Origin of the sequence: Niabella soli DSM 19437, assembly GCF_000243115.2 — a bacterium.
Lineage (GTDB): Bacteria > Bacteroidota > Bacteroidia > Chitinophagales > Chitinophagaceae > Niabella > Niabella soli.
Genome location: NZ_CP007035.1, coordinates 1,419,175 through 1,444,723 on the forward strand (window position 1 = coordinate 1,419,175; position 25,549 = coordinate 1,444,723).

The following is a 25,549-nucleotide window of genomic DNA, read 5'->3' on the forward strand; positions in this document are numbered from 1 at the left end:
ACAGATTTCACCGATTTTCACAGAAGGCTTTTAAAATCTGTGGCATCCGTGAGAAAACAAAAAGATGATACTTTAGAAATTATCTTATTTTTACCGCATATAATTCAACTGTATGGCATATAATCTTTTAAAAGGAAAAAAAGGAATCATTTTCGGAGCGCTGGATGAAAAATCCATCGCCTGGAAAACGGCGCAGCAATGTTACAATGAGGGCGCTCAAATTGTGCTCACCAATGCGCCTGTGGCATTGCGCATGGGCGAGATCAACAAACTGGCGGAAGCCTGCGGCAATGCGCCGGTTATTGGCGCCGATGTTACCAATATGGACGACCTGAAAGCCTTATTTGAAAAATCGATGGAGCACTTCGGCGGCAAGGTTGATTTTGTACTGCATTCCGTGGGCATGGGTTTAAATGTGCGCAAGGGAAAAGATTATACCGATCTTAATTACGACTGGAACCACAAGACCTTCGATATTTCTTCCATGAGCCTGCACCGTGTGTTAAAAACCGCGTGGGACCTGGATGCGCTCAATGAACATGCCAGCGTTATTGCCCTTACCTATATTGCCGCACAGCGCGTATTTCCGGATTACAGCGAAATGGCAGATGCCAAATCGCTGCTGGAAAGTATTTCGCGTATGTTCGGTTATTACTATGGCGTAAAACGGAAAGTGCGCATCAATACCATTTCCCAGTCGCCCACCAAAACAACTGCGGGCAGTGGTGTAAAGGGTTTTGAGAATTTTATGAGCTATGCAGAAAAGATGAGCCCGCTGGGCAATGCGCCGGCGGAGGATTGCGCCAATTATATTTCGGTTATGTTCAGTGACCTGACGCGCTATGTAACCATGCAAAACCTGTTCCACGACGGGGGCTTCAGCTTTACCGGCGTTACACCGGAAGTGTTGGAATCCATGGGCTAAGTCAATAATATTCTCTTTTAAAAGCAGCATGCAGAAGGAACTCTTTTTACATGCTGCTTTTTTTACGCATGTTGAACTCCGGCGCTGCATGCTGCAGGAGGTGAACAGGCAATAGTGAATAGTCGATGGGCGATATTTAGTTTGATATTTTGCACCGGACGATTCACCATTGACTGAGGTTTGGCGTTGCGCAGCCAGGAATTATTCACTATTCACCACTGGCTATTTACTGATGTCTGATCTCTGATTTCTGATATCTACCATTTCGCGTTTGGCATTATGCGTTGTGCCTTCAGCATTGCGCGTTCAGCATTAAGTGTTACCCGTCCGCTGCTGCAACTGCCAGTAATGCCCAAAGGGATCTTTAACCGTTCCCTGGCGGTAGCCGTAGTCATAATCCTGTGCCGGGCTTATTTCAATAGCGCCAGCATTGATCGCGTTCTTTATAGTGGCATCCACATCCGGCACAAAGAGGCCGATGCAAACGGTAGTGCCGTTATGCGCACCGGGTGAAAAATAATACGATTTGGCAGTAACCTCATGCAGGTGAAATAAAGCCCCCTCAATACTTAGTTCGGATACATGAATACTTCCGTCATCATTGGAAAAACGCCGGAGCTCCGTAGCCCCGAATGCTTTTTCATAAAAGGAAATATCCCGCACGCCGTTGGGGATAAAAAGCTCGGGAGCGAAGAAGATTTTATTATCATTCATTGCTATTGGGTTTAATCATTTTTCCCGCTGATTTGCGCGGATTCTTTTCGCTGATCTTCGCAGATGGTTCTTTTCTGCGCTTCATCTGTGGGAGCCTTTTCCCGCAGATTCTTTTTCGTATGACCGTATTCTTTGATCCCTGCTAAGTTAGTTAATTACAGGGAGGTATATGTTTGTTAACCCGGCAATATCAACACCGGTTTGCGGGAGGCTATTTTGCCTATCTTTATAACCCGGTAATTATTGTTATCTTAACAAGGCAACCCTGCCAGACACATAAACCTTCATTTTATTTAACCACATTATAAACTTATATGAACAAACAGGTGCTTTTTATACAGGGTGGCGGCAATGGCGGCTACCAAACCGATGCTTCGTTGGCAGCCTCGTTACAAACTGCGTTGGGCAGTGGTTACCAGGTGCATTACCCGCAAATGCAGGCCGATGAAACCGTACCCGGTTTTGCTTCTCAATGGCTCCGCCAGATTGGCGAGCAAATTGCTGCGGCTAAAGATGGACTGATACTGGCAGGTCACTCTCTTGGTGCTTCTCTGTTGGTAAAATACCTTTCAGAAAATACCGATCAAACAAGCATCGTCGGGTTATTCCTGGTGGCCCCACCCTTTTGGAATGGTGACCGTGACTGGGTACAGCCTTTGAAGCTACGGGAGGGGTTTGCAAACCAGTTGCCCAAAGAGCTCCCCATTTTCTTTTATCAATGCAGGGATGATGAGGTGGTGCCCTTTGATCATTTTATACATTACCAGCACCAACTCTCCCGGGCTGTTTTTCGTGCACCGACAAGCGGCGGTCATCAGTTCAATAACGACCTGTCAATAGTAGCAGCCGACATAAAGAGCCTGTAAAAGCGATAGTCCCCCGTTAAATTAAGAATGACAAGAACGATTCTCTCATATTATGCATAACCAAAGGGTTGCTTTTGGAGCAGAGATTACTTCGCTGTCTAACAACTCTGGTTCTCACTGGTACCCGATAAACTTCAGTTCTGCTTTTACAATTTTCTCAAAAAAAGAACGTAGTTCTTCATAATCTTCCGGTGCATAAAATTGCTGCCGGCTATTGGAGAATTTACGGGTAACCTGCAATTTGGCTGGTGCAACCAATTGAAACTGTAGACTATATTCCAGGTCTTTAAATTTCAAAGCAACCGGGGCCGGCGGTGCTGAAAATTTCATTCCAGCCGGTGCAAAAATGGTCACCCTTGTTTCGTAGGCATCCGTATTCTCATAGCTCCAGTATTCCACCGGTTGCGTTCTTTTTTCCGCAGGGAATTTATCCATCGTTGCCACCAGGTCATGATAATTAATTTTAAACGCACTCATTGGCCCCACTTCCGAAACCTGGTCGTTGGCAATATAGGAAAACTGGTACTGTACGGAATCGGTCAAATTATCCAACCCCGAAAACCGGAGGTCGCCCAGCTTCACTGCGGTGGAATACCCGCGGGCAACGGATTCCTCCATATCGCGGAACCGTTTCTGTTCGTCACTATGCCGGAAGTCTGCGCGCGTATCTGCCGCCAGGTGCCCGGTTTTGATCACCTTGTTATTGTACAACAAATTTGCTCCCTGGGGGCGGATCTCAATAATCCGGGTTACTTTGTCTTTAGACCTGCTGCCTGTATACAAGTGCGTTAGCCCCGTAAACGACAACGTTCGGCGCACAGGAATATCAAGCATCAAGGCCCCGCTAAGGCTATTGGGTAATGCCGCAAAAGGAAGGTTATTATCCGTCAATTCAATAAAATATTCTTTATTATCCAGGGTAGCTTTAGCTATGCAATGGTTAAAGTCCATTGCCGGCAGCAGCATATCTTTGGTTCCATTGTTGCGGGTGTCGATCAACACCATATTGGCCGCTATGCCCGCTTTATGACATAAAGCCACAAAGAGCCGTGACAGGTCCTTACAATCGCCCAGCTGCGTATTAAGCGTTACAGAAGGCTTTTGCGGAATATACCCGCTTTGGCGGAAGGCGACGGAACTATAGTGAATGGTATTCTCAATATAATTATAGATACGCCTGGCTTTGGCGAACTGGCTTTCTGCTTTTGCCGCTGCCGGAAATAACGTATGGTATGCTGCTGCCACTTCGGGTTCCACTTCATTATAGTTTACGACGTCTGCGTACCAGTCCGCTATTTTATTCCAATCGCTTATAGTAGAAACATAGAGTACGTTAGCTACGTCCACCAGATCCGGCGTCTGCGGCTCGTCCTTTTCCGCCGGTGCATGAAGCTGTTCCCAGGAATATTTTGTAAAATCTTCCACCCTGCTCATTTGCGGGCGGATGCTGTCCCTGCTAAACTGGTACCGGAACGCTGCATCTGCAGGCACCAGCAGCGTATACCTGGAGGCATTACAATAAACATTGCCTGTAAAGAAATACCGGTCCGTAAAATCTTTTGCAAAATGCCCGTTTGCAAATTGCTGCAGCCGGTACCGGATAAAAATAACGTCGCCAGGCTCCAGGTTGGTAAATACAATATCGCTCTCTTTTTTATCGCCCTGTATCCGTTTGTCCTTTTTGATCACTTCAGCTTTTTCAATCAGCAGGGATTGGGTATTGTCAAAATTCAGCGATACCTCCTTATACCGCTCAATGCCTTTTTCATTTACAATTTTTATCAGCAAGGTGCTGTATTGTTCCTGGCCTCCGTCGGCGTACAGGATCAAGTCCCGCTGGTCCAGTAAAAAATAGTAGCCGGCTTTTTGCTTATCTGTCCCATCGTAATCATCACTATTAATAATTTTATTTTCATCAACAGCGGGCAATAATTTATAAGCTTCACTTTTTTCTTCCAGTTTTCTTACCGTATTGATCAGCTTATATTGACTGGCATTGTATTTCAGGGACGTGTGATAGGCTTCCAGGGCCGCCGGTATTGCATTTTTTTGTTTCCGGATATCGCCCAGCAATTTCCAATAAGTATCTGTATAAGGGTTTATGGACAGCGCTGTAAGCGTATATTTTTCCGCCTTGTCGTATTCCTTTTCCAAAACGAAGAATTCAGCCAGGGTGATATAATACTGGGGGACATTCGGAAACACTTTTATTTGTTTTTCCAACAGGGCCTGGTATTCCTTTTTTTTACCATTATCCAAAAGTGCCGCCAGGTACTGATAAAATACATTATCGTTATAATTATTCTTAAAAAAATCCTGGTATACCATCAGGGCACTGTCGGAACTCTTCCCGGTAGTTTTTCTTAACTTATAAATGCCTGCCTGGATCTCAGGCTCATCCGGGTAACGCCGGTATATCTTTTCAGCAATGCTGGTGATCTCATCTATCTTTTGGTCTTTCGACTTTAGCAACATATAGTACCCGTCGGTATATTCGTTCTCGCCAAATAATTTTATATACTGGTTCCGTTTATGTTCCAGTTCAGTATATTTTTCGTTTTTACTCAGTTGCTGCATAGACAGGTGCATGGCGTATTCGCTGGTGCTGTCCAGTCGCATCACCCGTTCATTCTCGGTTTCAACCAATGCATTATTGCCTTCATCGGAAAGCACATCGATGTACACAGATCGCAACAGCGAATTACCAGGCGCTTTTGCCAGGGCCCGGTTGATTACCTGTTTAGCTCCTTCCGTTTTCTTGCTGCGCAAATAACTCTTCGCCAATAGTACGTAGTTGAGCAGGTCTGCCGAATCCTTTGCCAGCCGGTTCTCAAAATACTGTTCTGCAAAATGTGGTAACAATACGGGCAGCGGCGCCGCGGCATCCGGTTTAGGATAAGCTTTATACACCGGCGAGCCCTCCAGGTTCACCGGCTTTCCATCTGCATCCAGGAACCGGAGTACAAAATTGGGATAGTAATTACTGGTATACCCCAGCTGTACCAATATCCGGTTGGTTCCCTTTTTCAGCACGGCTTTTACCCGGTAGGCGTCAAAATCAGTAAACCGTTCCCGCGGCTCGGAGAGCATCAGCTCATCATTCAGCCAGCACTTCAGGTTTCCTGAAAATCCCATATTTAACAGAACGGTCTTTTCTTCCGGTACCTCAACAAAGGTTTGCGTATATACAATGCCCGTAGCGCCGGGTATTGAAAAGCCGGTGGGGATCCAGCCATCACTGGTCTCAAAAGCGGGGGTAAACCATTTTATGGCATTGCCGGATGCATTCTTAAAAGTGTATTCCGGTTCCGGGTGCTTCAGCGGGCCATAATCATTATAAAACCCGCTGCCGGAGAGGTTTTCAAAAGGCCCTGCATATTGCCAGTGCCGTACGGTGGGGATTGTCTGCACATAAGGCCCGTTAGCAGGGGGCTTACCGCACATGATCTCGTTAGCGGTCTGCAGGTAGCTGGCGGATGTCCGTAATAAAGCCGGGGCCTTGGTATCCGTAGCAAGTTTTTGCAGCAATGCCAGTTGGTGCGGTTTTCTTTTAGCGCGGTACGGTCCCGCAACGACCTTGTTAAACCACAGCGCATATATATAAGGATAAGGGTCTTCCAGCTGCCCGTAAACGGAATCGGCAAACCGTGTCATTCCGGCCTCACTGCCGTCAAAGGTTTGCAGTAGCAGGTTGGCAATAAATGCCTGCCCGTGGGTCTGTGGGTCTTTTTGCGCCTCTTTTAAGAGCGCGGCGGCCGTGGCCCGGTCATTATTGTTTAATGCGGTCCATGCTTTTGTATAGCTGTTCTGGCAAAAGGCAGTTATTCCCATTAGCAGGCCCACAATAAGCAGTGTAAGGTTTCTCATTAGTCTCTCTTTTAAAAACAGGTTTTGGATCTATGTTTTACAGGTTATTTCCTCCTCAAAAACAGGAACAATATAGGAAATTATTTGATTGATTCCTTACTATGGTGCAAATCTTCCTGCACGGCACCCATGCAAATGTTTCGCATTTTGACACTATTGGTAATAAGCGGGTAAAATGCATGCCCAAAACAGTATTCAGGTTCCAATCCATACGTTTATGCCCTTTGCAAGCTATTTTAGCTATCTTTATACCAATTGCTACTGACCGTGAAAGCCCAACATTTCAGCCATTGATGAATACCGGACAGTGAATAAAAAAATACAGGAACACCGCTTTCACTGGAAACAATTTTAAAAAATAAATTCGGAATAAAACCGAACTTTTATTATTTTTTGCAATGCGTATAACCGGCATAAAAATATTATATGGGCCGGATCGCACGATGATTACGAGCAAACTTTTAAAAACAATAAACGGTCCATTGAAAAATGGCTCAGGAGCAAAGGATATATTGAGTAATGCAAAAAGCATTTGATATAGAACAGTTGGTAGAAGCAGGCGCCATTACCAATGAGCTGGATTACGAGCGGGCCATGATAGCCGATCGTAAGCTGCGCCTGCTGGCAAAAGAAAGCGTGCATTTTAAAAAAATGCGAAGCCGGTTACGCAATTTAATTGCGGCGTATGAAAAAAAGGAATGGAACAAACAGACCGTAGCCGATACCGCTAAACTGGCCGAATCAGAAAGGATCTTTATTGAAAACAGGAAGACCCGCATTAAAAAGGAACTAAAAGCACTCGATCTTACACAAGAGCAGCTGGCTGCCATTTTGGGTCATAAAAGCAAAACCCATATGTCGGAGCTGATCAATGGCGTTAAACCATTTCAGTTGACCGACCTGCTGGTGATCAGCAAGTTGCTGAAGATCGATATGAAAACGCTCATCCCTCCTTTTTTATCCGCTGCAGACAGAACCAAAGTACTGTCGGCGCTACAGCAATTAAATAACCCCAAGTTAGAAAAAAGGGCCTGGGCCTTTTAACAGGCCCGTACAAACAGATAACAACAATGTAAAACACACGTCAGTTACCGTATTTTACGTATCTTCAAAGTCGTTATTAACGCTTAAATTTGAACCTATGATAAATGACAAAAGAATACATCAGGGCCGAAATGTAAAACGCTTCCGTGAAATGCTGGGTATAAAGCAGGATGCCCTTGCCTATGAGCTTGGGGATGATTGGAACCAGCAAAAAATTTCCCTGCTGGAACAAAAAGAAACCATTGATGCACCCCTGCTTCAACAGATCTCCGATGCACTAAAAATACCGGTGGAAGCGATACAGAATTTTGATGAGGAACAAGCGGTGAATGTAATAGCAAATACATTTGGTGATAATGCTTGCGTAGGAAATCCTAATTCTACTTTTAACTTCAATCCTATTGAAGAATTAAAAAAATTACATGAAGAAAAAATCGCTTTGTTTGAACGAATGCTAGAAGAAAAAGATGAGATGATGGCCGAGTTAAAAAAACTAATACCGGCAAAGTAATTTTTTATTAGGGCGTGCCCCGGCCCGGCCAGCACACAAAAGCAACACACAGCCGGGGTCGGGCTATCCGCTATATCTTTTGCTCCGTTGCACTCCACAAAAGGATGCTGCTGCTATCCCTCACGCGGGGGGAAAAGTAATTAGAGGGCAAATGTTTAGGGAGCTTATATCCCCACCAAAGAGAACTCCAGTTTTTTCAATTTGCAGATAACCGATTCGGAGATTTCGATAAGGATTTCATGTGGGTAAGTTCCTTTTTTAACTGTTGCAAAATAATATTGAATCGCGAAAATGAATGGTGTTAACAGGAGTAATTTCTGATAAATCTGATTTATAGTGGACGTCAAAGACGTTATTCGGAATATGAATTTGTTCAATTTTTTCAATATCCTGATGCCTGTAAAATCGTAATGATTGTTTGGCAATTTCATAATCAAATTTTATTCCAATAGAGTGTTCTAAGGAATTTGCAAGCGTTTTACATACAAGACCATTTAATTTATCTATTTGCTTACAGTCATTGCCGATTTTCTCTGAAATACTGTTTATTAATTGCTGAATATCTATACCTAAGTTATGTTGCCTTACAAATATGGAGGCAATCAAAACTTGAGAATCCGGTGGCGGATTTAGCTGTTCGGACGAGAAAGAATGCTTGCGTTCAAAAATAGAACTACTTTTAACTTCTATTCTTTCTCTTCCCGCATTGAAATCAAATTTTTCTTCGGGCATGCTGTGCCAATAATTTAAAAGCGTTTGCGGACTCTTTGCATTATCAATCAAAAACAACTCCGCCCAAAGCCCGTTCACGGTGTTTGTTGGTATATCTGCTAATGTTTTAAATATTTCAACAAATCTTTTCAAAGAATCAACAACTTGCTGTTGCGTAGGGCTTTTACCAATAGCCTTCACAAGAGTTTCCGATATTCTTAAAAAGTACTCCAGCAAATTTCTGTCAGCACTTCTAAAAGTAATTACTGTAAAAGTCTGTAGTCTGCTTCTGCCATTTTCTGAAATTTTACACTCAATATTTTGTTCAAGCTGTAAGTATTTCAGACGGAAATTTTTCAGACTACTATCTTTTATTCGTTTAGTAACAGACAGCAATAAAACTGCATTGCCCTCAACGTCTATAGCAATTCTAAATTCTGGATATTCGGGAATGGCAATAGCATTGAAAACTTTGTTGTCGCTTTCGGGAATTGAAAGGGCATCGTATAGCTCAATTAAATTCATACTTGCCTGATTATGTCTGTGCCGATATGTTCAGGAATCCAAATTGCAAGTGTAGGAACTCTTGTAAATTCTGTATCTCTTATATTCAGCAAGTGAATTTGAATAGTCAATAAATCATCTTCCCTAATTTCTGAATCGCCCGGGTAGATTACTTCGCCTGTTCTTGGGTTTCGTCCTTGAAAAAGCTGCTGTATTTCTTGGTTTCTGTCAAGCCTACGAGTTCTTCCTGTCCAATTATCAATGGAGTTAGCACTCATCAAATAAACCAAACATTCATCGTCTGGATGTTCTTCAATATATCCTTTTAAAATACCACGCAAACTTGAATAGGTTGCGGAATCACTTTCTCTTGTGTAACGTAGCTTATTTAGCAAATGCTCCAAACAGTCTTTGATCGTAATTCTTGCAACCAAATGCTTTTGTTCCTCAGTTCGGTTTGCGTGTCCCACATCTTGTGTAAAGTTTGCAGAAATTGATTGTAGAAATGCAAAAAGAGCTTCTCTGTTTATGTCAATAAGTTCTTCTGTGTCGTGTGGTGCGTTTATTCTAAACCAGTCGTTACCAAACGTATCTCTGTCCAAATCATCATAAATAACTGCCCGTCTTGTTAGATTGAGCATTTGGTCTAATACTGCTTCTCTGTGCCAATTATTCAAGTGCTTGTTGTTAAGGTCAAACTCTAAAAGTCTGTTTCTTACATCTTCTTCGTGCTCAACAATGAAATTGTAAAAATCAATTGTTACTTGGCCAAGATAAACACGACAAAAACCCAAGTAATTTCTTTTGTATCCAAAAAACCTTGCTCGCTGTTGAATAGCATCAACATTTCCTGCTCCGATATTTCTCGGCATATAAGTAACGGTCAATCCGTTAACTGTAAATCCTCTATCCATTGATTGCCCGCCTACTAAAATCCAAGAATATGAATCATTCCAAGGAATCTGCGGTGTTTCACCGTTTCGTGAGTTCACCTCTACAAGTTGCGTGTATTTTATTGCGTGAATCAAATTAGTTCCTGTCAAATCTTGAAACGGTTGTAAGTTTGAAACCGTTTGACGTAATTGATTGTATGAAGTTTGGAACTCGTTTAATAATTCTTGTTTTTCATCGTTGCCATTTCCGGACAACAGCCTTTGCCAACTATTACAAGTGTTACGAATCCAATTTGTAAAATCGCTATGATCGCCCTGTAATCTTGAAGGGTGAACAAGCATTGTTCTGTTTCTTTGACCTTTATTTATTTTCCCTGCAACAACGCCTAGAAAGAAAATTCGCAAAGCACTTTTCAGGCTTTCTGGAATTTCAAACAACTGATTATTATTTGTTGAAATTTCGTTGGCTGGAATTTCTGCAACTAAGTTCGGATTATTCCTAAAAAACTCAATTCCGCCTATGTATTCTTGCCCGGGCGTTAATAACCGAATGAAATTTGGCGAAAGTCTATCCATAATATTAATGAATAGATTTGCTTGCGGTGTTGCCGTATATTGTAAAAATGTATGATGTGGAAAAATAGAACGTAAAGCCGTTATTCTTCTATAAATTGTTGAAACTTGGTTTTCGGTTAAATTTTCAATATCAATTCCTTGTCTTGCTGCCCACCTTGCTCTTGTGTTCAAACTTGCTTGGTCGCCCTCGTCATCTATTATTAAAGTTGGAACGCCTTGTAATTTTTGTCCGTGTAGAACGTTTGCCAAATTATTTAAGTGAGCTTGATTTTTCATTACGGTAATGAGCAAGGTTCTATGTTCATCTTCGGGAAATGTGTCGTCAGCCCATTGTGCCAAAACCATTTCAATAGTTTCAAAATCTTGCGTTCTACTTGGATTTTGAAGCAAAGTCCATTTTCTATCAAAACGTTTCTCAAGGTTTAAATCTTCTGATAAACGTTGTGTTGTTTGATTAACCAAGTTGTTTGAAACACCCGCAATTACAACGACGATTTGATAATTGTTATCTTTTGCCAATGCTGTAAGCGTAGTAAAAGAAAGCGTTTTGCCACTCTGAACGTAACCAATTACAATTCCTGTTTCGTTGTTAGTTACATCATTTGGATTACCACAAGCTTGCATTATACGAAGCGTCTCATTTAAAACCCGTTCATCGTTTTCAAAACCTTTTCTTTGAAGCAAGCCCAATGTTTCTTCTCCCACAAACGGTTGCCATTCGCCGTTTGTATTATTATTATCTTGTATTTCAATTATTTCTGTCATAAGTAACTTATTTTGATAAGTTGGCAATTAGTTCATTGAAGTTTCTACGTACTTCGCCTTGATTTTTGTAACTGTCTTTTGCAATGATTTCAGAAAGTCCAAAAGCTGCAGCAATACGAAGTATAGGCTCAATTTTGTTTGTATCTGCTCCTGCAAATTCAACCATAAAGGGGTGGGTAAGTGAAAGTCTAATGCCAATTTGTCTAACAGAAGAATTTCTTACTTTTTCTTTTATGAAGCTGTCGCCAACTTCTATTAGCTCAGTTAATGACGGGTCGTAAGACAATTCTATGGAAACTTTCCAATCCGTCTTATTAAATCGTAAATCAAATTCCCGATGTAGCGTTTGTTCTGTTTTCGTCAAACCTTCTTTTTCGGGTGTTTCAACAGCAGAAACGTTATTGACAACATCTGCAACTGCTTGCGGTGCTTTCTTTTCAAAATCATTAACCGTTTCATCAAGAGCTTTAACGGCTGCTTTGTATTCTTTTTCGGTTGCCCTTACTCTGTACTGTTCCGCTTGTTGTAAAAGTGGAAATTCTTTTGAGCTAATATCATCTTTTAAAAGACGTAAGAAAATATCAAGGTTTTCGTCCCATTGAATACCCTTTTTGGTGAAGTTCACACTAAATCCATCCAGGTGCAACTCTCCAAAAACCCTTTGATACCGATAACTATTTGGTGCTCCAAAAATAAAATCAGGTCTAAATCCTTCGTCAAAACTTCCTTCAATTACACGTCCTCTTCGGAATAAAGCAAATCCCGCTTCTGCTGTCGATGCTTTTTCTCGAATGGCTACAAATCCATGGACACTTAATACTTCTGCAATATCAAAATCAATTTCTTTACGCCAAAGAATAGGTTCTCCGCTAGGCTCATCGTGTTTTGGAACATTTAAAACGTTGGGATCATTAAATATTAGTTCTTCGCCATTCAAGGTAAGTTTCAATATCCCCTTGCGAATAAATTCGCGATAAATGCTCCGTAAATGGTCTTTTACTTTTGCAACTCCTTTACGTTTTGGAATACGGTTTACATTATATAACTCTACTACTGTGTAATGGTGTTTTTTATCGCAAGGTTTCGCCTCGACATCTAATTCCTCCAATTTATCCTCAAATATTTTTTGCATATCAAAGACAACTTTTTTCACATTGTCTTCTCGTAATGCGGTTGTTGTTACACACCAATTATCTGCAAACCAACAAGCAGCAGACTTCATTCCCATTCCAAATTCTGATAAGCCAGAATTATCAGGTGGGACTTCTGCAGCTCTAAATGCTCGTGCGTAGTCGGCTTGGCCAATTCCGCCTGCATTATCCCGGATAGTGATTCTATTTTCAGGTTCATTGATTTCCACCCTTACTTCCAGTTGGAAATTTTCTCCTTCAACTTCTTTGATAGCCTTTTCGTTTTTCAAATAGCTATCAATCGCATTGTCAATAAATTCAGCCAATGCAAACCATGTCTGATACTCTATGTGTTTTAAAACAGAGAGCATAGTAACCTGCGGACGGATGTTTACTTTATTTTGCTGTTTCATTTTGCAACATTGAAAATTGCTGTACCTCTTTAGGAGCAGTACCATTCAATTTTTTGGGCTCTTGTTTTTCATACAAAAGTTGTTCAGCTATCAATTTCACAATTTTCGAATTTACTGCATTACCCAAAGCCTTGAATGCCGTAGTGTCGTTTGAAGGCAATTCCAAACCCTCTAATGATTGCAGTTTCAAGGCTTCGTCTTTTGTGATGTATCGTTTTTGCCAACCGATAATGGGAATTTGTGTATTAGTGCAAACAAGTGAGGGGAAAAAATCAACTTTTTTTATCCTTATTCCTGACGCTCTGAACTGTAAAATATAATCATTAATTTTTCTTTTACCGTCACCAACATTCCATTCCAATTTTTGCCAACTCTGTGAATCATACTTTGCAATTTCTTTCACAACATCTTGTACATATTTTTTATTGTCTTGGTAAAATCCCCTACTGTGTCTGATATAACTACGTTTCCAATTGGGAAATGCCTTTTCAACTCTTGAATAACTTGGCATATTAATTCGCTGTTGATCTTTGGTCATGCCTTTCAAAGCAATTCCGAAATTGCCTTTGAACTCACCTAACTCAATTGCAGAAAGTTTGAAAGGATAGGAAGTCTCAAAGGGATATGTCGCTCCGAATTCCATACCCCAAACAGGAAACCCCGGTAATTTTGTGTCTTTCGGAATTTGTTCAATGAAACGTTGCCACAGTTTTATACACTCTTGGTTTGCTTTTGGAAGTGCTTTAAATTTAGCAGGATGTTCTTCAACGAATTGGTGAATATCAATCAAAGAAGTCTTTTGTTCGTCAATTTCTTTGAATGAAAAATGCTCAAGACCTACCAGAGAACCAACAATGAAAATTCTTTTACGATGTTGTGGAATTCCAAAATCTTGTGGCGAATAAACTTCATGCTCAACTTCATACCCCAACTTCGTAAGTTCGGAATGCATATAGTTCCATGTTGCTTCGTTATCATGCTGTCGAATGAACGGAACATTTTCAAGAATGAAAAATTTTGGCTTACGGTGTGCAAGAATTTTTACAATCTCATCAAATAAAGTCCCTCTCTCTTCGTCTTCTCTGCCTTTTTGCTTTCCCGCTTTACTAAATGGCTGACACGGAAAACCTGCGCAAAGGATATCGTGTTCAGGAATGCTGTCAATGTCGTGATCAACTATTTTTCTAATATCACCTTTCGGTTCAATTCCCCAGTTTGTTTTATAAACCTCACGTAATGTCTGGCTAAGTTCACTTGCAAAAACGCACTCATGTCCAAGTTCGTGTAACGCCTTATGAAAGCCTCCAAGCCCTGCAAATAAATCTATAAATTTCATTAATTCTATTTAATAATCAATTTTCATCAAAATCCAATAGCGAGTCGTTCGATGAGGTGTTAAAGAGTTTTTATAGACTGTTTTATATGGTTCGCCATTTCTTTCAAGCGTCGTTTATCATCTACAAATTCCTCAAATATTTCTTTATCTAATTTGCTATAAGAGCTCATTCCCCTCCCGTTATGTGTTGGATCAATCGCCAAAAAATTAGAGAGTTTTAAACTTACTCCGTTGGGATTCCTAAATTTTTCAGTGTCTGGTCTGTCCATAAATAATGGTAAAGCATTAAGCACCTCTGAAAGTTCAATGATCTTAGGATTTTTTGCATCGATAGAACCTCTATTGGAATCAAAATAAAGTTCTAATGCTAATATAATTTCGGTTCTATGCCACTTTGGATTTTTCATAAAATAAAATCAAATTAATGATACTTGCATATTCATACAGCTCATTGGTTATTAATGCAAATAGCGCTAGCAGCAGCAGGGCTAAAATATAACATTTTTTGCACATTTTCATTCTTCCGCTAACCTACAAATGCCTATTAATGATTTTTTATATCAAATTTTATATTTTCCTCTGGATTCTGCTTACGGAAAACCATAATCGACCAATATTTCCTATTCTTAAGTTTGCCCTGCCACACTGACAATTACAAAATAAAAAAGCCGGGTTGGTTTCAATTTTGTTGTTAACGGGTGCCCGCGTGAGGGATAGCAGCGGATACCCCGCTGAAGCTCTTGTGCGGTGGGTACCGCGGCTGAGTATAAGCGGATAGCCCGGCCGTGTCCTGGCCTGGTGTAGCGGGCTGGGGGCACGCCAAAAAAATTACCGCCCTGCCAAACTGCGCAGCAGCGCCTATGATAAACCAGGTGTTGCCAACAAGGAAACCATCAAAAACCTGTCTATAGAAAACCACGCATATTTGGAGCGGCATAGCAATGAGATACAGTAAGCGATACTTTAATGATTAATGGGTATCATCTTCTATTTCCTCATCATCGTATTTAAATTTATTCCGGATCCATTTATCGCCTATAAATCCCCGTTCGGCCTGTTCACCAAATTCCAGATCAAAAACCCCGTTCAAGGTACTGTCTCTTAAAATAATTTCCTCCAGGGCCACAATCTTTATGTTTTCGACTGAATGTTCGTCATCCGTTAAAAATTGCCAGTCGCCGTCTGCATCATGAATCACATGGATAACAGGCTTGTTCTGCTCTATCCATTGTTTTGTAGTAAATACTGCAAGATTTTTAGCCTCCCGGAATTTAAAGTCAGCATTCCTGTCCAGCAACGGTTGCCGGTATCTGAACTCCTTTTCAAAATCTTTTTCCCAGGGGAATTTATCATTACGGTCTGTCCAAACAAATTGTAACGCGGGAAAATTATCTGTATCGTAAATATCAATTGCAGTACCAAAATAATCATCTAAATTTCTTTTATCAACAGGAATGAACTGAACCCTGCCCTTTTCAAAGAAATCGTCATAATCCCTGTTTATTTCGATGGTTTGTCCATTCTTCACCAGGTCGGCCACATCATTTATAAGTCCGCCCAATGTCTTTGTGGTTAAGCCAAAACAAATAATTTCCGGGTGTTGAAAGGTACGCCACAAGCCAATGCTATAAGCAAATGACGGCAAATAATCCGTTGCCTCCAGCAGGATAACTGCGAGTCCGTATTTTTCAATATCTGCAATTATTTTATCGTCATCCCTGCAATTATGGTCCTTTTCTGAAGTCATGGCAGGTTGGTTGGGTTTACCTGGTGAATATACAAAACTTCCCTGTTTTAAATTTTAGATTCCCCTGCGGTTATACAACCGAAGGGGCATTTTCGTCTTAGTTGCTGCCGGCACCAGCTTTGCAGGCAACAATTATTAACATAAGTGCATTACCCGTTAATCGTTTTTATTTCTTTAAAGCCAGGCCGGCCCCGGATCTGTGTCCAATATTCCTCCCGTACATCATCATCAATATAAACCGGCAGCCGCTCACCATACAACCTGTCTGAGCCATCCTTTTTGCAACCGGAGATCCAATAGTGTTCCCCGTAGCTGTATCAAAATAATTAGCCTTATAACCCCGCCCGTTCAGGGTTTGAAAAGTTTTACCGTTATAATGAATTGATTTGCCGGTTTTGGAAAAGGTTACCCGCCCGATCCTGGCAGCGCCGGCAAGGCCCGCTCCTTTATATTCCATGTACATTATTCTCGCTTTCATGGTCAAAATCAATAGTTATTCATTTTATGCAAAAATTCGTTATCCAGGACTTTGCTTATATCTCCTGAATTTTTGTAAAAACAATACCACTTGGGCTATTAGGTGTTGGCCCTGTTTTAATACTAAACAGGTAAATATCACGACCATATACAAATATTTTAACACCAGCTCTGCGCCCATATTTCGCATTATCAAACGTATACTCCCAGGAAGTTTGTCCCGCCGGCCTGAGTTTCGCGATGAATGCTGAAGATGTTGTAACATAATAGTCTGCCACACTTCCTGCTATGTAATAAGCATCTACGCTTTTCTCATACAGCGACCTTGGATAAGTTACGCCGGATGTCCCATACCTTAGGTTTGAGTACACTACCTGCCAAACCATAGCTCCGGTTTGGGCGTCCACCTGAAATAACCACGCGCTTGGTTTTGTCAATCCGAAGGAGCTGGAATAGCCAAGCAGATTCCAGTTCTTATTTGCCGAAGAGCTAATTTGAATAACATATTCATCGGCCGTTCCACCATACTTTTTCTCCCACAATAGCCTGTTATCAAAACTTATTTTTTTTACTGTTATATCGTAAAGTACCACAGATTGATTTACGTTGAACCAACTATAAGCAGCAGCATATCCGAGATCATTGGAGTCATTAAAAGTGTACGGGGGGGGGAACCCTCAGCAAGACCATTGTCCGCACTATAAGTAGTCGAAGAAAGAAGATTTCCATTTAAATCAATCAGATAATTGGTTAGCACGCAATTTTCCCGAATACCGTTCTTCATATCATCATATTCACGCAAAGTAATTATTAAACTATTATTCTTATTGTCTAAAACCCTCATCAGGTCTTTGTTTCTTTTTGTCCCATACTTTTTTTCCCACAAAACATTCCCGCTATTATCAAGCCTTGTAAAAATATGTCCAAAATTTACAGTTGTGTAATCAGTAGTAACCAATAAAAAGCCACCTTCAATTTCAAAAATATTTACAGGGTATTGCGATTCATATTGTGGGTATTCTTTACTCCACATTACATCCCCAGACTTATTAAAAAGAATAAGTTCCGGCCAATAAGTTGAATAGAGCCCTGATGAGCTGACTAAAGCGATAAATGCACCATCCATCGTCTCTTTTACATCAATAATATTTCTGCTTCTACCATTATTATATTCTTTATCAATCAAAACATTTAATCCTCCGGTGGAAATGCTTTTACTTTCACTATATATCGTTTTATCAGCAGTTTGAATATATGCCCGGAAGTAATAGGTATCATTCTCCCCTATTTTATTTATGATAGTGGAATAAGGTGATGAAAGACTCCGGGAGCTATCTGTTATTGTTGGCATGGAAGACTTACTCCAGCAAATACCAACTTTTTTTATCTCATTTGATCCCTTCGCTTTCATTGACACTAAAATATGAATGTCATCGAATTGCTCAACACTTATACTATCGATATTAACTTCCGGCTTAGCGGCATTTTCTACATTGCTCTTTGAACAAGAAAAAAAAATTGATATAAGTATTAAAACCAGGACAATAGCGTTTTTCATATTACAAAAGGATGTTCTTGAATGTATCAAAATAGATATTACAGCAACTTTATTACAACCAGGTTATGCATGCCGCGTAACACACGTATTGCCCTTGTTATAATAACTATTATCGTTTATAGCCATCCTTAGCTGATGCTTACATGAACAGAATAAATCGCAAAGACGTTTTATCATCAAGGCGCGCGCAGTTACTGGTCGTCTCATTAGTAATCAATTTTAGTTAGTTAAATGTAATAAAAAAACCACAATCAAAGAAATTGCATTCTGTATTAAAATTTGAAATTTTGGTTATATTTTGTAACGTCACTTTGGTATTTTTCATCCGCATATTCTTTTATCTGTCCACCGTCTGCGGACTTTTTTTATTGGCTCCCGCCCTGGCGGGAGAACTCCGGGTGCTATGGCTTATGAAACAATAAAATCTACTTTTTATTGTACATTTGGTAACGAAATTCTCTGCTTCACTGAAACGCGCAAAATTAAACTATGAGAAAAATAATACAATGGGCTTTTATTTTAGCCGGCACCTTACTTTTTGCCTGTTCCAAAAAGACAGATGTACGACCCGAAGAGCCGTCCCAAAAAACGGAACCGAATAATCCACCTGCCCAATTCGCCATTTCACTATCAGCTGTAGCCGGAGACACGGCTCAAATAAAATGGACAAAAGCCGTTGACCCTGATGGTGACCTGGTTGGCTACACCATTTACCTGAACAATGAAGTCAAATATTCAAATTATAAAGATTCTGTACTGACATTTAAAAATCTGAAAGAACTAACCGAATACCAGGTTAAAATAGTGGCAGCAGACAAAAAAAAGAACGAAACGATAGCAACATTTACATTTAATACTCCTAAGTACTGGCTCCGGTTTTTAAAAAAACTTACGTACGGAAAAATTATCATCTGCGCAGGGATGGTAAAGGCCAATGACGGCGGCGGTTATGTGCTTTCCGGGTTATCACGAATTAACGGTGTTGAAGAATTCTTCGCCATGAAGATAGATTCGCTGGGCAACCCCGTATGGCAAAACTATTACGGAGAAGTACTGGAGGATTATTTTCACCGCAAGTTGGTAAGTTACAAAAACGGCTACGTTATGCTGGGCAACCATTATATTGTAAAATTTGACAATGACGGCAACCTGCTGTGGCAAAAGAAACCGGAAAGTTTTGGCGAAGTGTATGGTATAACCGTGAGTGATGACGGCGAAGTGTATGTAGCCGGTTGCTCAAGGTGGATCTCCGGAGTAGGCGTTAAAGGTGTGTTAGCCCGGTTGGACAAAGACGGGAACGAGATTTGGAAATCGGAGCTCAATTCCACCGGGGCAGACTATTTATGTGACGTGGCAATTGGGGCCGACAAGCAACTCCGCGTGGTAGGCACTTACGGGCTTGCCCCCTATCCCAGCTACTGGCTGCTTAAATATAATGCTGAAACAGGGAGAATAATCTGGAGTAAAGTTTATGCCAGCGTTGGCATTCCCACACCCAACCGGTTGATTGAAACGAGTGAAGGGAATATTGTATTTACCGGGTGGCTGGGGTTAGTCAGAAGCATGTCTGGCGTGGTGCTTAAAATGGCGGACCCCAACGGGAACATACTATGGGACTTCTCAAGTCAGGATCTTTGGGGATGGCCCAGGGGCGTAGTGCAAGGGCATGATAACTCCTTAATTGTATATGGCTCCACCATTACGGGTGACTATTACCAGGACTTTGGCTTATTCCAGTTCGACAAGAAAGGAAATCTCCTTTGGCAAAAAAAATACTATGAGGATTTTGCCGCCATAATAAATGACGCAGTAATACCTACAGATGACGGCGGTTATATTATTGCAGCTACCAGGGGCGACAGAACCAGCTATTCCGGCACCGAAACACAGGTTTATATTTTCAAAACTGACGACAAAGGCAATTTCAACTAAAGCACAGCACTCTTTTATAAAAGGTCCGGTCTTAATTTGCAGAGAACCCATTTAAAGAGCATTGATACTGCTTTTACAAATTATAAACAGGAAATAAGCTTTAAAATGCCTTAATCTTGTTAACAACCTTACAATATTTTTACGGTAACACCCGTCTTTCCTTTACATGTACGCCTATTTCAGGGAATAGGGATCGAGCAAACATTCTTAACGATGAAACCGCCCTATTCATCACTGCCTGTATAATTCAGTTGCTTTGCTTTTTTATCTAATTGAATAAAAAAATGAAAAGTGCCGTTGTCCATCTTTTTATTTGAAAAGTATTCACGGGTAAGAACATTACCCATTTCAAACTCAACAGTATCATATTTTATAGCGCTGGCAGAAGGCCGGTTTTTATAATCAGCAAACACGCCTTTAAAATTCTTTGAAGCCCTGATTTCCTGGGCAATCCGGCTATAATCGGAGTCTGATATTTTCAATGCAAATGTTTCATAATAATCCCTGAGCCCGCCGCTCTCGTTTTCCAATATCTTAAAACTGTTTTTTAATTCCAACCCGTGAAACGAAAGAATCTTTGCTACATCTTGCTTATCAAATGTCCAATCAGCGATCCAGGGTTGCATTATAATTAAAAGAGAAATGACCGTTAAAATCATTGCAGTTATTTTTCCCGTCTGTCTCCTTCCAAAAACTCTAAATACCCAATACACTATAAATAAGATCTGAAATATAAGGATGGCCAGCCAGATAAAAACCAACCCAAAACCTAAATCCCCGATCAGCGTTAGGGTAATTATTGCGCTTAGAAGCAACCCCGTAACCCAACCTGTTTTTTTTCACCACTTTTATACGGCACAAAAAAGCACAAAGCTGCTAATCCATATAAAATCAAACCGGGTATTAGTGCAAGCAAATCCATTTAGCTTTTAAAAATTTATACTCATTTATAAATACTTAGCTTAAGCGGCAGGCTATACCGGATTACGGGTCGTTTCATCAGCAATCAATTTTGGTGGAATAAATATAGCAAAAAAACACAACTAAGAAGATAGCATCTGTTTGAAATTTGTAATTTAAGTTTCGTTATACTTTGTAACTCCACCCAGGTGTTTTTCATCCGTATATTTTTCTATCTGTCTGCCTTCAGCAAACTTTTTTATTGGCTCCCGTCCTGAGGGGAGCACTCCACAAATAAATATACTTCTATAAAACAATACAACATTTGCTCCGTTTCATAGGTTAGCAACGCCCGCCTTTTCCAGGGCGGGCTTATTTGTTCAAAGGGAAAAGAAACACCTGCATACCAACCTGCCCCTTAATAACGATCTGCCATTTTTAACTATTGCTTTTAGCAATCCGTAGCCCGGTACCCTTCCTGTGCAGCAGGTTTTCCCGAAAACAGCTTTTAAATAAATGTTTTGTGGTTATATTTAACAAACCATCAATTCTCTTTATGAAGAAGCCGTTATTGTTTTTTGCTATTTTATATTTTTCGTTCAGCCTAAACCAGGAGATAAGCGCCCAGGTAAACGATTATGCTTTTTTGATTGACACCGCAATAACTGTCATGAAAAGCAAATCGTATATGAAAGACAAGGTAAACTGGGAAGCCTTAAGAACCGCTCTCGTAAACAGGGCAAAGGCAGCAACCAATATTAATGAATTTGGTGGGGTAGCAAAAGATTTGCTTGGCACGGCTAACGATTTCCATGGTGCTTTCTTTTATAGGGACAGCGTGTTTAAATATAAACAAAAGATCGAACGTCCTTTTCCGGGGGCTGTAACTGAAGAATGGAAAAAAGGGGTGTATCTAAAATCACTTCTCCTGGAGAGGCAAACGGGTTATTTGCGAATACCATATATAACTGTTGGATCAAAAGAAGAAATGAGCAAAAAAGCGCAGCAACTGAATGACAGCTTATGTTCCTTACTGGAAAAAGGAGTAAAAGGACTAATAATTGATTTGCGGTTAAATGGCGGCGGGGCAATGTACCCGATGATGTTAGGGCTTGAGCAGGTGCTTGGCAATGGCAAGCTCGGCTCTTTTACAGCTGCTCCTAAAGAACAGTGGATTATAAAACAGCACAGCTTTTTAATGGATGCACGCGTTCTATGCACGATACAGCCAAAGTGCACTATTTCCGCAACTGAAATGCCTGTAGTTGTTTTGATTGGCGGCGGCACGGGCAGTTCCGGTGAGTTCCTGGCGATGTCTTTTAAAGGGCGAAAGCACACACTTTTTTTGGGTAGTCCAACGGTGGGGTATGTTACTTCTATAGAGGGCCTTCCTATTGGCAAAGCCTATTTATATCTTTCAACCGGGTATGGAATGGACCGTAATGGCATTATCTATACCGATGCCATTACCCCCGATATAATCGATGACAGCATAGATCAGTTTAACAATATAGCTAACGACCCAAAAGTAAAAAAAGCAATGCAGTGGATTTTAAAACAATGATTCATAGATTGGTAATACCTTCTTCTTCCTCGGCTGGCTTATTTGTTCACGGGAAAAGAAACATCTGGATACCGACCTTGCTATGGAAATTAATGTAATTTTATGGGCGGGTCTTCAAAATAAAATATTATGACAATCAGCACTTTTAACGATCTCGTTTCAGCTATTCAAAACGGACAAAAGGAAATAACCATTACAAGAAGCATCTTGTGCAACTACAGTATTTTCTTACCCGAAGGAGTAAACCTGAGTGGCAAACCACAGGAAAATGGTCAATTGCCCCTGCTTTCCTTTCAGCATTCTGACGGGATTGGCGTAAGCGCTAACAATGCTGTCAAAAATTTAAATATAGATGCGCCGGTAAATCATAAGGCCATTTTTAATACCGCTGTGCAGCAAGACCTCGGGATTTTTACTTTTGAAAACTTATTGGTAAAAGGACAAATCTCCATCATTACAAGGGTGGGTGTTGAGAAAGCAAGCGTAGTAATCGACAATGTAGATATTCATTCGGCAGACACCCGGCATTATTTGGAGCAACCGCAGAAATATGGGGTTAACGTACTCCAGGGTGCTCTGACGATCTACAACATAAATCCAGGTAGCGACAGTCTTTTATCAGTGACTGTAGCCAATTTAAGTATTGGCAGAAAAAACGCACCTGTTTCGGGTTCGGGTGTTTTTATTTCCGGGTTTGGTGACCAGGGCGGCAAAACAATAATTTCAAAACTGCATACAAAAGCTGTTTACTCTAACGGAAAAATTCCTTTAGGGGTAGCAGATTATATTACGGCTGGTGTATTTGTACTTTATGGCGCACATGCCAATGAAGTGGTAACCGATGGGGAAGTAATAACTTATGGCGTAAATGACATGGTGTTGGACGTTTGGGGAAGTGTTGACAACTGGACAAGTAATGCGCCGGTAATCTCCTATGGGCCAAGTGGTGTCGGCTTTGTAAATTTTGGCATTGTAAAAAATTTCACGGTAAATGCCCCGTTGCAAACATATGGACTTGGGGCAAGAGGTTATAACCAGTACGACGGAACAGTTGATAATATTTTATTCCAATCTATTGAGACATTCGGAGATGGCTCCGTAGGCATACAAATAAGTAAAAAAATAGGAACGCTTACTGTAAATGGAGATGTTACCACTCACGGTTCCATTGGCAGTTCATTAGTAAAAGGAGTATATGTTGATTTACCCGCCTATGCGGTAAGCATAAAAAACGGTGGCGAAGCAAATCGTATTATTATTAAAGGCAGCATTGTTACGTATGGCAACAATGTAACTTCTTATATAGTAGAGCGGGGAGGCAGCCCCGGAGCATTAACCGTGGGAGGGCAAATAACTGCTAACGGACAAAATGCCCAAGTCAAAAAAACAGACTAAAATAAGGTAGTAGCTATTCCATATTATACTTACACCAGGGCGGGCTTATTTGTTAAGGAACAAGAAATACAAAAAAGCATATCACGCAGCGCGGCGCACCAGCACTGGCAGGCCATCCCGGAGCATTTTCCGGATACGGCGTTGTACGAATACATTGTTATGCCTGCCCGAACGAAACGGGCGGGCCGAATCATATTCATGGGATTATTGAAATAAAAAACGGGGACGTTGTACCGCGTGCAGGGGTTGAAAATTTTCAACCCCTGCACGCGGTACCCGGAAACCGGTTCCAAAATATTATTCCCGATCCATTGGCAGAAAAGAATTCAGCCGCTTCTTCTATAAAATGTTTTTTATTATAATTATTTTGAGAACCGAATCTTTCAGAGAAGCAATAACGATTATAATTTATTGGTTGCGCATTATTTGTTTACCCACAAAGTCCATTTACTATCGAACTTATACCATTTACCATCACTACCCTCCCACTTCCATTCCGGCACTTCCGTCCATTCTTTACCATCAGCGCTCCAAACCAATTTGCCTTCGTGGATTTTTAGCCATTTGCCATCTTTGTCGGCCCAGGCACCACTTTTAACTGCTGCCCACTTTTTCCCATCGGCGCTCCACCAAAGTTTTGCCGCTTTATCCAGTTTGTACCAATACGTTTTACCTTCAACATCTCCGGCCCATGTTTGTGTTTTGGATTTTGTCCAATCAATTGTAATAGAACAAGCCAAAGGATTTGTAAGAATTGTTGCATTTGAAAATAAAGCAGTACCGGCAAAGAGGGCAATTGTTACTAATAATTGTTTCATGTGTGTTATTTTTTGTTTGTTATTTATTCATTGAGCTGCAATAAACTTATTAAAGTTTATACCCTGTTTTAAGAAATAAATTGGCAATTGCAACTACCTGTGCTTTAGTTAAAAATTCATCAAAGCTTTCGGCCGCCGCCGCCTGTGTTACACCCGCAGCAATATTAGTAATTTCGATACCTGCGTGCATAGTGTTTTGCTCACCGGCATAAACCGGATCGGCTGCGCTTACACCTGTGTCGTTACCATTAGCAGTATAAGTGATCCACGGTTTTAAATTTACCCCTAATGCAGCAGCAGTCATTTGACGTAAATGCGAGGCATGACGGGCTTCCACAGCATGTATTTGTAAAGCCGTTGTTAAAACTGTATTGCCTTTTAAAAAAGGAGCTTGCCCTTTATAAGCTCTTACTCCTGTATCTTCAAATGCTGTAGCAACTTTTAAAAATGTTTGGTAATTTGTGTACACATCTCCAAAAGTGCCGCTGGCAGTAAAATCAAAATTTGCATATACAAGTTCTGTGCGGGCCGCACTGCCCAAAGCACTTTTTAATAAATCAACATGTGCTTTTTCATGATCGCGAATAGTAGTAATAGCCCCTTTTGCTGCCGGGGATGGATAGGAGAACGTAACATCAGTACCCAGTAAGGAATGATTGTAAAAATGATACTCCAGGTATTCCAATGTGAGCGCAAAATTCAATACATCGGTTACTGCTGTTGTTGAAGCCTGGCCATAAGCTTTGCTGAACATGGAACTTAAAGCCAGCGGCAGGGCTGCCAGTGAAAGTTTTTTACCCTTGTTGTAAAAATCTTTCATAACACTTCTGCGGGGACTTATCCGGTCGTAAATATCGGCGTCTGTTTTTTCTATTTCGTTTAATATATTCAGGATATTCATGA

21 protein-coding genes are annotated in these 25,549 nt (G+C 40.8%); 7 read left to right on the forward strand and 14 right to left on the reverse strand.

What is annotated here, in order from left to right; translation table 11 throughout:
* Positions 1-112 precede the first annotated feature (112 nt).
* Positions 113-925 (forward strand): enoyl-ACP reductase FabI, encoded by an 813-nt coding sequence (locus NIASO_RS06075; RefSeq protein WP_008585183.1) that lies wholly within the window; start codon positions 113-115, stop codon positions 923-925.
* Between the two features lie 312 nt (positions 926-1,237).
* On the opposite strand, the gene NIASO_RS06080 is transcribed toward NIASO_RS06075, so the two are convergent.
* Positions 1,238-1,639 carry a VOC family protein gene (locus NIASO_RS06080; protein WP_008585181.1) on the reverse strand — a complete coding sequence of 134 codons (402 nt, stop codon included), beginning with the start codon at positions 1,637-1,639 and terminating at the stop codon, positions 1,238-1,240.
* Positions 1,640-1,953: 314 nt separating this feature from the next.
* Between NIASO_RS06080 and NIASO_RS06085 the strand changes: the two genes are divergently transcribed.
* Positions 1,954-2,505, forward strand: a complete 552-nt coding sequence (locus tag NIASO_RS06085) for an alpha/beta hydrolase (RefSeq protein ID WP_008585179.1) — start codon at positions 1,954-1,956, stop codon at positions 2,503-2,505.
* Between the two features lie 114 nt (positions 2,506-2,619).
* On the opposite strand, the gene NIASO_RS06090 is transcribed toward NIASO_RS06085, so the two are convergent.
* Positions 2,620-6,372 carry a DUF3857 domain-containing protein gene (locus tag NIASO_RS06090; RefSeq protein ID WP_008585177.1) on the reverse strand — a complete coding sequence of 1,251 codons (3,753 nt, stop codon included), beginning with the start codon at positions 6,370-6,372 and terminating at the stop codon, positions 2,620-2,622.
* Between the two features lie 519 nt (positions 6,373-6,891).
* Here NIASO_RS06090 and NIASO_RS06095 point away from each other — a divergent pair.
* A complete protein-coding gene (locus tag NIASO_RS06095; RefSeq protein ID WP_008585176.1) occupies positions 6,892-7,416 on the forward strand; it encodes a helix-turn-helix domain-containing protein in 525 nt (174 codons plus the stop codon).
* A 97-nt stretch (positions 7,417-7,513) separates the two neighbouring features.
* Entirely contained in the window at positions 7,514-7,927 is a 414-nt protein-coding gene (locus NIASO_RS06100) for a helix-turn-helix domain-containing protein (RefSeq protein ID WP_008585174.1), read from the forward strand.
* A gap of 258 nt (positions 7,928-8,185) precedes the next feature.
* Here NIASO_RS06100 and NIASO_RS06105 read toward each other — a convergent pair whose 3' ends face one another.
* The 9 genes from NIASO_RS06105 to NIASO_RS06150 form a co-directional block, all read right to left on the reverse strand.
* Positions 8,186-9,163 (reverse strand): PD-(D/E)XK motif protein, encoded by a 978-nt coding sequence (locus NIASO_RS06105; protein WP_008585173.1) that lies wholly within the window; start codon positions 9,161-9,163, stop codon positions 8,186-8,188.
* Positions 9,160-11,376, reverse strand: coding sequence for a Z1 domain-containing protein (locus NIASO_RS06110; protein WP_008585171.1), 2,217 nt, complete (start codon positions 11,374-11,376; stop codon positions 9,160-9,162). The genes NIASO_RS06105 and NIASO_RS06110 overlap by 4 nt, the downstream gene beginning before the upstream one ends.
* Before the next feature lie 7 nt (positions 11,377-11,383).
* Complete coding sequence (locus tag NIASO_RS06115) at positions 11,384-12,919, reverse strand: ATP-binding protein (protein WP_025298748.1); 1,536 nt, start codon at positions 12,917-12,919, stop codon at positions 11,384-11,386.
* On the reverse strand, positions 12,903-14,255 hold the full coding sequence (locus NIASO_RS06120) for a DNA cytosine methyltransferase (protein WP_008585167.1): 1,353 nt from the start codon (positions 14,253-14,255) through the stop codon (positions 12,903-12,905). Before NIASO_RS06120 ends, NIASO_RS06115 begins: the two co-directional genes overlap by 17 nt.
* 59 nt (positions 14,256-14,314) lie before the next feature.
* Positions 14,315-14,662, reverse strand: a complete 348-nt coding sequence (locus NIASO_RS06125; RefSeq protein ID WP_008581680.1) for a type III PLP-dependent enzyme domain-containing protein — start codon at positions 14,660-14,662, stop codon at positions 14,315-14,317.
* Between the two features lie 563 nt (positions 14,663-15,225).
* Positions 15,226-16,002 carry a DUF4262 domain-containing protein gene (locus NIASO_RS06135; RefSeq protein ID WP_008585166.1) on the reverse strand — a complete coding sequence of 259 codons (777 nt, stop codon included), beginning with the start codon at positions 16,000-16,002 and terminating at the stop codon, positions 15,226-15,228.
* 166 nt (positions 16,003-16,168) lie between these two features.
* Positions 16,169-16,480 (reverse strand): hypothetical protein, encoded by a 312-nt coding sequence (locus NIASO_RS06140; protein WP_008585164.1) that lies wholly within the window; start codon positions 16,478-16,480, stop codon positions 16,169-16,171.
* A 55-nt stretch (positions 16,481-16,535) separates the two neighbouring features.
* Positions 16,536-17,072, reverse strand: a complete 537-nt coding sequence (locus NIASO_RS06145; RefSeq protein ID WP_008585163.1) for a hypothetical protein — start codon at positions 17,070-17,072, stop codon at positions 16,536-16,538.
* A gap of 8 nt (positions 17,073-17,080) precedes the next feature.
* On the reverse strand, positions 17,081-18,037 hold the full coding sequence (locus NIASO_RS06150) for a hypothetical protein (protein ID WP_008585162.1): 957 nt from the start codon (positions 18,035-18,037) through the stop codon (positions 17,081-17,083).
* A 489-nt stretch (positions 18,038-18,526) separates the two neighbouring features.
* Here NIASO_RS06150 and NIASO_RS06155 point away from each other — a divergent pair, with 489 nt between their 5' ends.
* Complete coding sequence (locus tag NIASO_RS06155; RefSeq protein ID WP_008585161.1) at positions 18,527-19,969, forward strand: outer membrane protein assembly factor BamB family protein; 1,443 nt, start codon at positions 18,527-18,529, stop codon at positions 19,967-19,969.
* Between the two features lie 224 nt (positions 19,970-20,193).
* Here the strand turns inward: NIASO_RS06155 and NIASO_RS06160 are convergent, their stop codons facing one another.
* The gene (locus NIASO_RS06160) at positions 20,194-20,628 is read right to left on the reverse strand and encodes a hypothetical protein (protein WP_044046287.1); all 435 of its coding nucleotides are present in this window, start codon (positions 20,626-20,628) and stop codon (positions 20,194-20,196) included.
* A gap of 797 nt (positions 20,629-21,425) precedes the next feature.
* Between NIASO_RS06160 and NIASO_RS06170 the strand changes: the two genes are divergently transcribed.
* Positions 21,426-22,433, forward strand: coding sequence for a S41 family peptidase (locus NIASO_RS06170; RefSeq protein ID WP_008585158.1), 1,008 nt, complete (start codon positions 21,426-21,428; stop codon positions 22,431-22,433).
* Between the two features lie 129 nt (positions 22,434-22,562).
* Entirely contained in the window at positions 22,563-23,828 is a 1,266-nt protein-coding gene (locus tag NIASO_RS06175) for a hypothetical protein (RefSeq protein WP_008585157.1), read from the forward strand.
* Positions 23,829-24,250: 422 nt separating this feature from the next.
* On the opposite strand, the gene NIASO_RS06185 is transcribed toward NIASO_RS06175, so the two are convergent.
* Together NIASO_RS06185 and NIASO_RS06190 are read right to left on the reverse strand one after the other, a co-directional pair.
* A complete protein-coding gene (locus NIASO_RS06185) occupies positions 24,251-24,646 on the reverse strand; it encodes a hypothetical protein (RefSeq protein ID WP_008585156.1) in 396 nt (131 codons plus the stop codon).
* Positions 24,647-24,695: 49 nt separating this feature from the next.
* A complete protein-coding gene (locus tag NIASO_RS06190) occupies positions 24,696-25,547 on the reverse strand; it encodes a ferritin-like domain-containing protein (RefSeq protein WP_008585155.1) in 852 nt (283 codons plus the stop codon).
* Positions 25,548-25,549: the final 2 nt, after the last annotated feature.

Coding starts and splice junctions, on each gene's coding strand:
- NIASO_RS06135 (WP_008585166.1), bottom strand. CDS start 16,002: ATGACTTCAGAAAAGGACCATAATTGCAGGGATGACGATAAAATAATT.
- NIASO_RS06160 (WP_044046287.1), bottom strand. CDS start 20,628: ATGATTTTAACGGTCATTTCTCTTTTAATTATAATGCAACCCTGGATC.
- NIASO_RS06110 (WP_008585171.1), bottom strand. CDS start 11,376: ATGACAGAAATAATTGAAATACAAGATAATAATAATACAAACGGCGAA.
- NIASO_RS06080 (WP_008585181.1), bottom strand. CDS start 1,639: ATGAATGATAATAAAATCTTCTTCGCTCCCGAGCTTTTTATCCCCAAC.
- NIASO_RS06095 (WP_008585176.1), top strand. CDS start 6,892: ATGCAAAAAGCATTTGATATAGAACAGTTGGTAGAAGCAGGCGCCATT.
- NIASO_RS06115 (WP_025298748.1), bottom strand. CDS start 12,919: ATGAAACAGCAAAATAAAGTAAACATCCGTCCGCAGGTTACTATGCTC.
- NIASO_RS06175 (WP_008585157.1), top strand. CDS start 22,563: ATGACAATCAGCACTTTTAACGATCTCGTTTCAGCTATTCAAAACGGA.
- NIASO_RS06085 (WP_008585179.1), top strand. CDS start 1,954: ATGAACAAACAGGTGCTTTTTATACAGGGTGGCGGCAATGGCGGCTAC.
- NIASO_RS06090 (WP_008585177.1), bottom strand. CDS start 6,372: ATGAGAAACCTTACACTGCTTATTGTGGGCCTGCTAATGGGAATAACT.
- NIASO_RS06170 (WP_008585158.1), top strand. CDS start 21,426: ATGAAGAAGCCGTTATTGTTTTTTGCTATTTTATATTTTTCGTTCAGC.
- NIASO_RS06140 (WP_008585164.1), bottom strand. CDS start 16,480: ATGAAAGCGAGAATAATGTACATGGAATATAAAGGAGCGGGCCTTGCC.
- NIASO_RS06120 (WP_008585167.1), bottom strand. CDS start 14,255: ATGAAATTTATAGATTTATTTGCAGGGCTTGGAGGCTTTCATAAGGCG.
- NIASO_RS06075 (WP_008585183.1), top strand. CDS start 113: ATGGCATATAATCTTTTAAAAGGAAAAAAAGGAATCATTTTCGGAGCG.
- NIASO_RS06185 (WP_008585156.1), bottom strand. CDS start 24,646: ATGAAACAATTATTAGTAACAATTGCCCTCTTTGCCGGTACTGCTTTA.
- NIASO_RS06125 (WP_008581680.1), bottom strand. CDS start 14,662: ATGAAAAATCCAAAGTGGCATAGAACCGAAATTATATTAGCATTAGAA.
- NIASO_RS06150 (WP_008585162.1), bottom strand. CDS start 18,037: ATGAAAAACGCTATTGTCCTGGTTTTAATACTTATATCAATTTTTTTT.
- NIASO_RS06155 (WP_008585161.1), top strand. CDS start 18,527: ATGAGAAAAATAATACAATGGGCTTTTATTTTAGCCGGCACCTTACTT.
- NIASO_RS06190 (WP_008585155.1), bottom strand. CDS start 25,547: ATGAATATCCTGAATATATTAAACGAAATAGAAAAAACAGACGCCGAT.
- NIASO_RS06100 (WP_008585174.1), top strand. CDS start 7,514: ATGATAAATGACAAAAGAATACATCAGGGCCGAAATGTAAAACGCTTC.
- NIASO_RS06105 (WP_008585173.1), bottom strand. CDS start 9,163: ATGAATTTAATTGAGCTATACGATGCCCTTTCAATTCCCGAAAGCGAC.